This is a genomic window from Nostoc sp. 'Peltigera membranacea cyanobiont' 213 (assembly GCF_002245975.1).
In the GTDB taxonomy this organism is placed as follows: Bacteria; Cyanobacteriota; Cyanobacteriia; order Cyanobacteriales; family Nostocaceae; genus Nostoc.
In genome coordinates this window covers 1-11,155 of sequence record NZ_NOLI01000194.1, presented here as the reverse complement: position 1 = coordinate 11,155, position 11,155 = coordinate 1, and the positions used below count along the sequence as shown (strand labels likewise).

Annotated in this window: 7 protein-coding genes; 5 read left to right on the top strand and 2 right to left on the bottom strand. The window is 42.6% G+C overall.

The window, feature by feature from the left end; genetic code table 11:
• From bioF to CDG77_RS31270, 3 genes are all read left to right on the top strand, one after another.
• Positions 1 to 1,184: 8-amino-7-oxononanoate synthase (bioF, locus tag CDG77_RS31280; RefSeq protein WP_223270076.1), on the top strand; the 1,184-nt coding region annotated here is incomplete at its 5' end.
• 487 nt (positions 1,185 to 1,671) lie between these two features.
• Positions 1,672 to 6,723, top strand: a complete 5,052-nt coding sequence (locus CDG77_RS31275) for a PAS domain S-box protein (RefSeq protein WP_094333110.1) — start codon at positions 1,672 to 1,674, stop codon at positions 6,721 to 6,723.
• A gap of 179 nt (positions 6,724 to 6,902) precedes the next feature.
• Positions 6,903 to 7,649, top strand: coding sequence for an SDR family NAD(P)-dependent oxidoreductase (locus CDG77_RS31270; protein ID WP_094333109.1), 747 nt, complete (start codon positions 6,903 to 6,905; stop codon positions 7,647 to 7,649).
• A gap of 209 nt (positions 7,650 to 7,858) precedes the next feature.
• On the opposite strand, the gene CDG77_RS31265 is transcribed toward CDG77_RS31270, so the two are convergent.
• Together CDG77_RS31265 and CDG77_RS31260 are read right to left on the bottom strand one after the other, a co-directional pair.
• Positions 7,859 to 8,467, bottom strand: a complete 609-nt coding sequence (locus tag CDG77_RS31265) for a hypothetical protein (protein ID WP_094333108.1) — start codon at positions 8,465 to 8,467, stop codon at positions 7,859 to 7,861.
• Between the two features lie 183 nt (positions 8,468 to 8,650).
• Positions 8,651 to 9,238, bottom strand: a complete 588-nt coding sequence (locus tag CDG77_RS31260; protein WP_094333107.1) for a thylakoid membrane photosystem I accumulation factor — start codon at positions 9,236 to 9,238, stop codon at positions 8,651 to 8,653.
• Between the two features lie 174 nt (positions 9,239 to 9,412).
• On the opposite strand from CDG77_RS31260, the gene CDG77_RS37070 reads away from it, so the two are divergent.
• Both CDG77_RS37070 and CDG77_RS31255 read left to right on the top strand, forming a co-directional pair.
• The gene (locus tag CDG77_RS37070) at positions 9,413 to 9,595 is read left to right on the top strand and encodes a hypothetical protein (protein WP_190234117.1); all 183 of its coding nucleotides are present in this window, start codon (positions 9,413 to 9,415) and stop codon (positions 9,593 to 9,595) included.
• A gap of 145 nt (positions 9,596 to 9,740) precedes the next feature.
• Positions 9,741 to 11,078, top strand: a complete 1,338-nt coding sequence (locus tag CDG77_RS31255; protein WP_094333106.1) for a Mur ligase family protein — start codon at positions 9,741 to 9,743, stop codon at positions 11,076 to 11,078.
• The last annotated feature ends 77 nt before the right edge of the window (positions 11,079 to 11,155 follow it).

Sequence of the window (11,155 nt, the reverse complement as noted above, 5' to 3'; positions counted from 1 at the left end):
GTCCCCAATCCCCAGTCCCCACCGATCCTTATGCCTGGCTAGAACAGTCCTTAGCAACAATTCATCGGGCAGACTGGTATCGTTCGGTACAACCTATCACTGGTCGTCCGGGTGCAACGGTGGTTTTAGCTGGGCAAGAGGTAATTAATTTTGCCAGCAATGACTATTTGGGATTGGCTGGGGATGAGCGGTTGATGGCAGCCGCGACTGCTGCGATCGCTGAATTTGGCACTGGTAGTACTGGTTCTAGATTACTCAGTGGGCATCGAGAATTGCATGGGGAGTTAGAAAAGGCGATCGCATCTACGAAACAAACAGAAGATTGTTTGGTATTTAGTTCGGGGTATTTAGCAAATTTGGGTGCAATTACCGCCCTTGTGGGCAAGCGTGATTTAATTTTATCTGACCAGTACAATCATTCCAGTTTGAAAAATGGAGCGATTCTTAGCGGTGCAGCAGTTGTGGAATATCCGCACTGTGATGTTGAAGTATTAAAAACCCAGTTGAGTCAGCAACGGCAAAATTACCGCCGCTGTTTGATTCTGACTGATACCGTCTTCAGCATGGATGGCGATTTATGTCCATTGCCTGCACTATTGGCGATCGCTGATGAATTTAGCTGTATGCTGCTAGTCGATGAAGCTCATGCCACTGGGGTACTAGGAAAAACTGGCGCTGGGTGTGTAGAGCATTTTGGGTGTACGGGAAAGCAATTAATTCAAATTGGTACTTTGAGTAAAGCTTTGGGTAGTTTAGGCGGATATGTAGCGGGAAGTAGCGCCCTAATTGACTTTTTACGGAACCGCGCACCCAGTTGGATTTATACTACTGGGCTTTCACCTGCTGATACGGCGGCAGCTTTAGCAGCAATTAAGATAGTGCAACAAGAACCGCAACATCGTGCCCAATTGTGGGGGAATATAGATTACTTGAAAACTTTGCTGCAACACTTACCTAACTTAAAATTGCTGCCTTCAGAATCACCTATATTATGTTTTCAATTGCCTAATGCCACAGATGCCCTCAAAGCTGGAAAACAGCTAAGAGATGCTGGCATTTTTGCCCCAGCAATTCGTCCCCCCACAGTGCCCACTAGTCGGATCAGAATATCTGTAATGGCAACTCATGAAGTAGCACATATTGAAAAATTGGTAGCAGTCCTGAAAGATGTTAATTACAGCTAATTTAATGTTAATAGATGACACTAGGGTAGGGGATTAATTGAATATAGTTTTGTTGATGCCGAATTAACTAACTGGGCGTTGTGTGGCAGCAAAAGTAAGATAAAATACTTTGAAATTTCAGATTTTGGAATTGAGTAAGTAAATCGATGGGAATAAACCAAACTATCTTACGAAACGTAAATAGGCTTGAAACCCTTACTAATAAGAAATGACAAAGGACAAATGATAGCCATAGCTAGTTATCTTTAATTACACCGCCCTACTTATTATTTATATAGATTGGCAAACTAACGTTATGGATATAAATATAGAATATTAGTGGTAAACTATTTATTTTCATTACTATATTATCGAGTAATTAACTTCTAACAAAAGGAGTTTTTTCAATAAGTAAAAATCTATCTGGAGATAAATTACTAAAATTTGTAAACTAGCTTAGGCTGTATAGAGCCTTTGCAGTAAGTATTGGTTGTTCCAAAACATTTTCATGCCTCATATTCATTCTTCTCACTTACTACGTTATAGTGTCACTGTATTAATTGTCGCAGTTGCATTAGTACTAATGCTGATACTAGACCCCTGGTTAAGCATGAGTAGAACTCCTTTCCTGCTGTTTTTTAGCGCTGTAATGGTGAGTGCTTGGTATGGTGGTTTGAAATCAGGGCTATTGGCAACCTCCTTGTCTGCGCTAGTCAGCAATTATTTTTTTCTCCCGCCAGCTTACGATCTGAGTTTTGACCTATCTAATTCTGTGCGAATCGGGTTATTTGCATTACAAGGATTGCTCTTTAGTATTGTATGTGAGGCATTAAAGACTGCTAAAAGACGGGCTGATGGAAATCTACAACAGCTAAGAGTTAGTGAAGAGCGATTTCGATTAGCGTTAAGCAGTTCGGATATCATAGTCTTTCAACAAGATCGAGATTTGCGATATCAGTGGATTCATAATCCTCAAGGTCTAAATACTGCTGAGGAAATGTTAGGTAAATCTGATGATGAATTGTTTTCAGCCGTAGTAGCAGAGCAATTGAAGGCAATTAAGCTGAAGGTAATAGATACTGGTGTTTCAACCCGTGAAGAGGTTTATGTAACAACTTGTGGAGAAGATCGTTACTATGATTTGCTGGTTGAACCACTGAAAGATCCAGACAATAGTATTCATGGTATTACTTGTGCGGCTGTGAACATTACAGAGCGCAAGCAGACAGAACTAGAAAAAGCCAGGTTGCATCAGGAACTTCAGCAAGCCGTTCAGCAAAAAGATGAATCTCTGGCATTACTCAATGCTTGCCTTACCAGTTCACCAGTGGCACTGGCTTTTCTCGATACAGAACTTCGCTATATTTATGCTAATGAAGCACTAGCTGCCATCAACGGTATACCCCAAACTCAACATATTGGCCGCACCTTTCGGGAAGTATTACCGGAATGGGCAGCACAAATTGAGCCTGTTTTTGAGCAAGTGATGCAAACCAGGCAGCCCCTACTTAATCAGGAAGTCAGTGGTGAAACCTATCCGCCTGGGGTGTATCGTTATGCTCTTGTTAGCTATTATCCAGTGTGTTTACCGGATGGTCAGTTGTTAGGACTGGGCACTAGTTTAATTGATATTACTCAACTCAAAGAAACTGAGAAAGCCTTGCGGGAAAGCGAAGCAAAGTTTCGCAGCGTAGTTGAGTCAAATATGATTGGTATTGGCTTTTGGGATAGAGACGGTAAGATTACAGAAGCAAACGATGCCCTGCTCAATATGCTGGGTTATACCCGTGCAGAATTACTTGCTGGAACACTTAGCTGGCAAGACTTAACTCCTACAGAGTATGAGTCACTTGATAAGGAAGCACTAACTCAATTTCAAGATAGTTTCTTTTGCCCACCATATCAAAAAGAATATATCCGTAAAGACGGCTCGCGGTTGCCGATTTTGGCAGGTGGGAGCCATTTTGAAGGGACTGTAGATAGAGGAGCTTTTTTTGTTCTCGATATTACAGAGCGCAAGCAGGCTGAAGAAAGACTGCGCTATATCGCCCAAATTAGTAGCGTCCTCTCTACTTCGTTAGATTATGAAGAAACCTTAGAACAAATTGCCAAAATATCAGTTCCGAAGCTAGCTGATTGGTGTAGCCTTGACATTTTAAATGAAGATGGTTCCATTCGCCGCCTACCCATTGCCCATACAGACCCATCCAAAGCAGAGTTAGCGGCTAAACTTCAAGAGTATGTGCCAGATTACAAGAGTGCAAGTGCGATTACTAGAGTACTGCAAACCAGGCAAAGCGAATTAATTTCAGAAGTATCTGACTCGCTATTGGTGGCCACTAGTCAGAATCACGAACACTTAGAACTTCTTCGCCAATTGGGGATGAAGTCTGTGATGATTGTGCCGTTAATAGCGCACCAACAAGTACTCGGCACTATCACCTTTATCACCGCAGAATCAAATCGTCGCTACGATCGCACTGACTTAACTTTAGCAACAGATATTAGCCATCGTGCAGCCTTAGCAGTGGAAAATGCCCGACTTTATCGAGACATCCACCAGGCTTTAATTCATTACGCCGAATCTCTATCTCTTCTAGATGCGCTACTAGAAGCCGCCCCCGTTGCTGTATGCTTTTTAGATCGGCAACTGCGATATATCAGAATTAATCAAGTTTTTGCTGACATCAACGGTTTGACCATAGAAGAACATCTAGGACACAAATTTGGGGAAGTGTTGCCAGAAATGGCGGCTGAGTTAGAACCACAGTTACAGCACGTTTTGGATACAGGAGAACCCCTGCTGAATGTAGAAATCAGTGGTGATACAAGGGAACAACCTAGACGTTACGGCTACTGGCTCGGTAACTATTACCCAGTCAATAACGCAATGGGTGAAACGGTAGGAATTGGAATTATTTTGGCAGATGTAACATTAGCAAAGCAAACAGAAGTAGCGTTGCGGGAAAGCGAAGAAAGGTTTCGGGCAATGTTCAACCAAGCAACTGTGGGTATTACTCTGGTAGCGTTAGATGGGCGATTTATTCAGGTAAATCCTGCCTTCTGTGAGATTACTGGGTATAGCCATGAAGAGTTAATGCAAATGAACTTCCGAGAAATTACCCACCCTGACGACTTAGCAGCTGATGGGGAAAATGCTCTGCGAGTTTTGGCAGAAGAGATTAGTGGTTATTCCTTAGAGAAGCGCTATATTCGCAAAGATGGTTCTATAGTTTGGGTAAACTTAACTTCGTCAGCAGTTTGGGATACCAACGGACAACCAAAGTATGCATTAGGCATTATTGAGGATATTAGCGATCGCAAACGAATTGAAACAACACAACAGTTTTTAGTTGAAGCTAGCACTTTATTAGCCGCCTCATTGGATTATGAAATCGCCTTGGAAAGTGTGGCTAATCTAGCAGTTCCTACCTTGGCTGATTGGTGTATTGTAGATGTCTTCCAGGAAGATTGGTCAAGTAAACAAATTGCGATCGCAATTGCCGATCCCACCAAACTAACTATTTTAGACGAAATCCGCCAGCGTTATCGACCCCAAACCAGAGCCAAACAGCTTGTACGGCAGCTAAGGCTAGGAATATCTGTCTTTTATCCCGAATTATCTGACTCTCATCTTTTAGAGATGTCTGAAGACAACGAACATCTGGAATTGCTGCAAAGTCTAGGTATTTGTTCTCTAATGGTGATTCCAGTTCGTTCTCGCGGGCAATTATTTGGAGCAATCTCTTTTTTCACCGCCGAGTCAGGTCGTTATTACCAACAAACAGACTTGGCCTTAGCAGAAGATATTGCTCGGCGGGCGGCCATAGCCATCGATAACGCCAGACTTTACCAAGAAACTCAACAAGCAAAACAAGCTGCTGAAAGGTCTGTCAATCGCACCATCCTTTTACAAAGAATCACTGCTGCCTTCTCCGAAGCCTTAACTCCCCAAGAAGTAGCAAATGTAGTGGTGAACCAAGGCATTGCCGCCTTGGAAGCTACTGGTGGTTCCGTTGTCTTACTTACTGAGGGAAATAATGCCCTAAAAGTTGTCCAAGCAATTGGCTATCCCCAAACGCTCATAAATACTTGGACAACTTTTCCCATCACAGCACCTAACCAAATAGCAGAAACAGTCAGAACTGGGCAGCCAATTTTTTTAGAAAATTTAGCAGCCATGATTGCTAGATATCCCGACTTAGCAGATGTTGTGACTGTTATGGGGAATAATGCCTGGGCTTCCATTCCCTTGGTAGCAGAAGGTAAAGTAATTGGGGCACTGGGATTAAGCTTTACCACTGGCCAAATATTTAACGAAGAAGACCGGGGATTTATGTTGACACTGGGACAGCAGTGTGCCCAAGCCATCGTCCGCGCTCAACTTTACGAAGCTGAAAAGACTGCTAGGGCCCAAGCCGAGACAGCCAACCGCATTAAAGATGAATTTCTCGCTGTCCTTTCCCATGAACTGCGAACTCCCTTGAATCCGATTTTAGGGTGGGCAAAATTACTTAGAACTCGCAAGTTCGACGAAGCCACTAAAATTCGGGCATTGGAAACAATCGAGCGGAATGCCAAATTACAAACGCAATTGATTGGAGATTTACTTGATGTTTCGCGGATTTTACAAGGTAAGGTAAGGTTAAATCTCTATGCAGTGGATTTGAAAATAGCGATCGCATCTGCACTAGAAACGGTGCGTTTAGCAGCAGAAGCCAAATCAATTGAAATTAAAACGGTGTTAAGTAATGATATCGGCAAAGTTCTCGGCGATAGCGATCGCTTGCAACAAGTAATGTGGAATCTCCTCTCCAATGCCGTTAAATTCACACCCACAGAAGGACTTGTAGAAGTGCGTCTAGACCAAGTTGGGTTAGATGCTCAAATCCGGGTAATTGATACAGGTAAAGGAATCAACCCGGAATTTTTGCCCTACGTCTTTGATTACTTCCGCCAAGCAGATGCTAAGACAACCAGAGTATTTGGCGGGTTGGGATTAGGACTGGCAATTGTGCGCCATTTAGTAGAACTTCACGGTGGTACAGTTCAGGCAGACAGTTTGGGAGAAGGGCAAGGGGCAACTTTTACAGTTAGACTACCTTTGTTGAAAAATTCTGAGTTGCGAGTCAGTAGTGGTGAGGCTTCTCAAGCAGAACTCAGTACTGACGACACATTGCTTTTGGGAGTGCAAATCCTGCTTGTAGACGATCAAGCTGATGTGCGAGAATTTTTTAGCTTTGCCCTAGAACAATATGGCGCGACTGTAACCGCAGTTGAATCAGCAGCCGAAGCCCTAGAAACATTAGTGCAATCAAAACCAGATATCCTATTAAGCGACATTGGAATGCCCTTAATGGATGGCTATATGCTGCTGCGCGAGGTGAGAAAATTACCGCCAGAGCAAGGCGGGCAAATTCCCGCGATCGCACTGACAGCTTATGCTGGAGAAATTAACTACAACCAAGCAATGGCAGCAGGATTTCAAAAACACCTACCTAAACCCGTAGATCCAGGAGATTTAGCGACAGCGATCGACAAAATAATTCGTAATTCGTAATTTTTGAGGAAAATTAGTTAGAGTACTCCAAGAAAGAAAATGCCCAATTGTCGTTGCGAGCGAAGCGAAGCAATCGCAGCCCTTGGGATTGCTTCGCTTCGCTCGCAACGACGGGTTTTGGATCATTTATTTTTTGGAACACTCTTATTACTTAAGAAGTATTGAGAACTTCAAATCTGATGCAATCATTCTCGAATCGAGTTGCACTCATCACTGGCTCTACATCAGGCATTGGTGCATCCATTGCTAAACGTCTTGCTAGAGAAGGAATGTCCATTGCAATCCATTCAAAATCTTCAGTTAAAGCAGGTGCAGTACTTGTAGAAGAACTGGGAAATGCCAGTTATTTTCAAGCTGATTTAACAAACGAAAGGGAAACTAGGCAGCTGATTCATTCAGCGATCGAGCAACACGGTCGCCTTGATGTCATCGTTAATAATGCCGGGATTAGTGAAGTTATTCCACACACTGCTCTCAAACAGGCAACATCAGAAATCTGGGAAAAACTATACAAAGTAAATGTAATTGCGCCGTGGATATTGATTGCTGAGGCAGAATCGGCTCTGCGTCAAAGCGCTACTGAGGGGCATCCGAGTTGCATTGTGAATATCAGTTCTCATGCAGGTGTCCGTCCTAAAGGAGCATCTATCCCTTATTCTGTAAGCAAAGCTGCACTTAATCACTTGACGCGACTGCTGGCTGTGACTCTTGCGCCAGCAATTCGGGTTAATGCGATCGCTCCTGGGTTAGTAGAGACACCAATGACGGAGCAATGGGATGCCGCCAGAGAAATCTGGCAAAATCACGCCCCAATGCGCCGAGCCGCTAAACCCGAAGAAATTGCTGAGATTGTAGCAATGCTGGTCGCTTCCGACTATATAACTGGAGAAGTTATTGTGGCTGATGGCGGACTAAATTTAACCTAAATAGTAGCGGTGATTAAACCTCTGTTGATTGGTGCAGAGTATTACCAATAAGCGACTTCCAAATCAAAAAATATTCCAAAACTGAGCAAAAATCCTCTCTATTTCTTTTCTCTCTGTGTTCTCTGCGTCTCTGTGGTTAGTTTATAGCGAGTCTACCCCTGCGGGGAAGCAAGCTAGCAAGAGCGTCTCGTAGAGAGCGCCATTACGAATTATCCAATAGGGCGATTCCCAGGATTGACTGCATGGATATATTCACTACCCGATCCCGGTCTTCCTCGTTTGTAGTAAGCTTCTTCTGGTTTCCCCCATCCTAGCTGCAAAATCATTTCCAAAAAGCTAGAATTTTCCCACTTACACAAACTTGCCCATTCTGTTCTCCGAACAATTCTTTCTACATCAGATGTAAGAATTTGTTGGTATTGTTTACTATTATTGAAACTCAAGTATAAATCCATCTCCATCGAGACTTCATACCAAAATTCTACAATGGAATTTTTAGCAGATTTTAATATCTCTAAGTCATTAGGGAGGGCTATTAAATCGGTATTTACTTCGGGATAGTTCAAATTTTTACCTTTAACTGTCACCTCCCGCCAGATAATACCTGAAACTTGATTTTCTTTTTGATAATCGTGAATCGCAGCTTTAAAATCTTGATAAGCTGTGAATTGTTGCAGCCCATCAGTTCTAATAAACTGGTCAATTACAGGATTGCCAGAGGCTGTTATCTCTAACTTTAGGCGTTTTCCGTTGAGGCAAGCTTGGCGTTCGGCTGCCAAAACTTGAATTAACTCTTGGGTGGTGTAAACCTTTGACATCAGAATACACTCTAGTTAGTCATTGGTCATTGGTCATTAGTCATTAGTCAAGGACTATAGACTATCGATTAACTTTCTAATCTGTCAACACAGATATTTCAATATTATGCTTTGGCATGGGCAGAAATGTAGTAACAGATAGCACGAAAAATTCGGGCAGACCAATTTGGTCTACCCCATAAGTTATCTAGCTAACTCACTACTGAACTCATTAAAGGCTCGTCGCTTTAACTGTGCTGTTTCGGTGCGTGGTAATAAATCAAAGATTTTGCGAAATTGGTCGTCTATTTCTTCAAAAGGTACTTGACCTTTTTTATTCAAAACTACCTCACCTGCTTTATTAAACACCACAACTTGAGGAACACCCCCAGAATAGTAATATCCTGGTTCTGTAGGGTCATAAGTCTTTTTAGACGGGATAGTATCTACATTAATCGGCATAATCTCTGCCACCTGACCGTAAAATTCCTGTACCCGTGAGATAGAAATGGCATATCTTTTAGAATCGCTGCTGTCATCCAAATAAAAAGCCAAAAATACGGGTTTATGTTCCGCTAAAGTCTGTGCTAGTGTCTGTCTGGGAGGAACTAATGAACCATTACCAGCATAAACAACGAAAATGTTGCCATCATACAAATCATTATTAAGACCAGCATAAGCAGGTTGCGTACTTATAATGAAAAGACTTGCAAGCAACAACAGGCATTTAGACAACCACCTTTGCCAGCCAGTAATTTGTTTATGTAAAAAAAGAAACTTTGTGCTATTCATCAAAAGGAACCTTGCAAGCTACTACTTGTTGTGAGTTTGTGCTGAATTCGGCAAACCGGGCTGGATATGTAATTACGCCCACGCACTATTTTTTAAAATAACGCCTACTGAGATTATCTCTTGTAAGTGGATGATGGAGTTGAACGGAGTTCTGATATAGCGGTTCCCATTCACATGCGGTACAAGATTAAATCGCGAAGTGTAGGGGCACGGCACTGCCGTGCCCCTACGGGTGTACCTCACGTGAACGAGAAACGCTATATGGATGAATCCAGTTCAAAGGTGGATGAACGGAGTTCCGAGGTGGATGAACCGAGTTCCGAGGTAGATGAACGGAGTTCTGATGTGGATAAATGATGATTCTAACCCTCCCCTGCCTCCCCTGCCCCCTGCCTCAAAATTAAGAGGCTGGCTTTTTCAGCTAGGATTCGCTAAACTCACCCATATTAAATTTGCAATTAAATACTTTCAATTAGCAACGCCAGAAGACTAGGGTACAAATGTGGGAAACAAAATTCAATTCATAGATAGGCTGCGATTGGGTTTCGCGGTGTCAGTGGCAAAAAGTGTGACGTTTATAGTGCGATCGCTCCGTCTGGGTGCTGCTAGTGTATTACCAGGCTCAATTGCTCGTCGCATTGAACCCCGAATTTTAGAATTATTGAGTCAGCAAGTTAAAAACGGAGTGATTTTAATTGCTGGTACTAACGGCAAAACCACTACAGCGCTGCTTTTATGTACAATCCTAGAACGCAAGGGCTATCGCGTAACTCATAATTCTACAGGTGCAAATCTGGAAAATGGCTTGATGACAGCGCTGTTAGAAAGCACCAACTTACTAGGTACGCTAAATACTGATTACGCAATTTTAGAAGTTGATGAAAATATTGTCCCCAGAGTATTAAAGCCACTCCAGCCGCGAATCATTCTCTGTCTAAACTTGTTCCGCGACCAACTCGATCGGTACGGAGAAGTCGATACAATTAGTAAACGTTGGACAAAAGTTATTTCTACCCTACCAGCAGAAACGGTGGTAATTCCCAATGCTGATGACCCAACTCTATCTAATCTTGGTCAGCAGTTACCGCAACGGGTGTTATTCTTTGGCTTAAATGAACCAGCAAATTATCTCGAAGCTATTCCTCACGCTGTCGATTCTATCTATTGTCCCAAATGCGGACATTCTCTAGATTACAAGGGTGTCTATTTATCTCATTTGGGAGATTTCACTTGTCCTCAGTGTGGTTTTACTAAAAGTAAACCGACTTTAGAAAGTAGTGAATGGTCGCAAATTCTGGTTGGTTTGTACAACAAATATAATACTTTGGCGGCTGCTACTGCGGCTATTGAATTAGGAGTTGATGAAGCAACAATTAGAGATACTATTAATAACTTCCAAGCTGCCTTTGGTCGGGCGGAAGATTTAGTAATTAACGGTAAACGAGTGCGGATATTGTTATCAAAAAATCCTGTGGGAACGAATGAAACCATTCGCGTAGTGACTCAAAGCACAGATAAAACCACACTCTTGGTATTGAACGATCGCACACCCGATGGCACTGATGTATCCTGGATTTGGGACGTGGATACCGAGAAATTAGTCGAACGCGGCGGGACTTTAGTAGTGAGTGGCGATCGCGTCTATGATATGGCACTACGTCTACGTTACAGCCAAAAGTCCCCTGAGAGTAGCATAAATTTAATTGTGGAAGAAGATTTGCGACAAGCGATCGCTACAGCATTAGAGCATACACCAGACAATGAAACTCTGCATATTCTACCCACCTACTCAGCCATGCTAGAAGTTCGAGAAGTTCTAACTGGTAGGAAAATTCTTTAAATTTGTCATTTGTCATTTGTCATTTGTCATTTGTCATTTGTCATTTGTCATTTGTCATTTGTCATTTGTCATTTGTC

Bases quoted from the DNA above. Each gene is read 5' to 3' on its own strand.
- CDG77_RS31260 (WP_094333107.1), bottom strand. From the start codon at position 9,238: ATGAATAGCACAAAGTTTCTTTTTTTACATAAACAAATTACTGGCTGG.
- CDG77_RS31270 (WP_094333109.1), top strand. From the start codon at position 6,903: ATGCAATCATTCTCGAATCGAGTTGCACTCATCACTGGCTCTACATCA.
- CDG77_RS31275 (WP_094333110.1), top strand. From the start codon at position 1,672: ATGCCTCATATTCATTCTTCTCACTTACTACGTTATAGTGTCACTGTA.
- CDG77_RS37070 (WP_190234117.1), top strand. From the start codon at position 9,413: ATGCGGTACAAGATTAAATCGCGAAGTGTAGGGGCACGGCACTGCCGT.
- CDG77_RS31265 (WP_094333108.1), bottom strand. From the start codon at position 8,467: ATGTCAAAGGTTTACACCACCCAAGAGTTAATTCAAGTTTTGGCAGCC.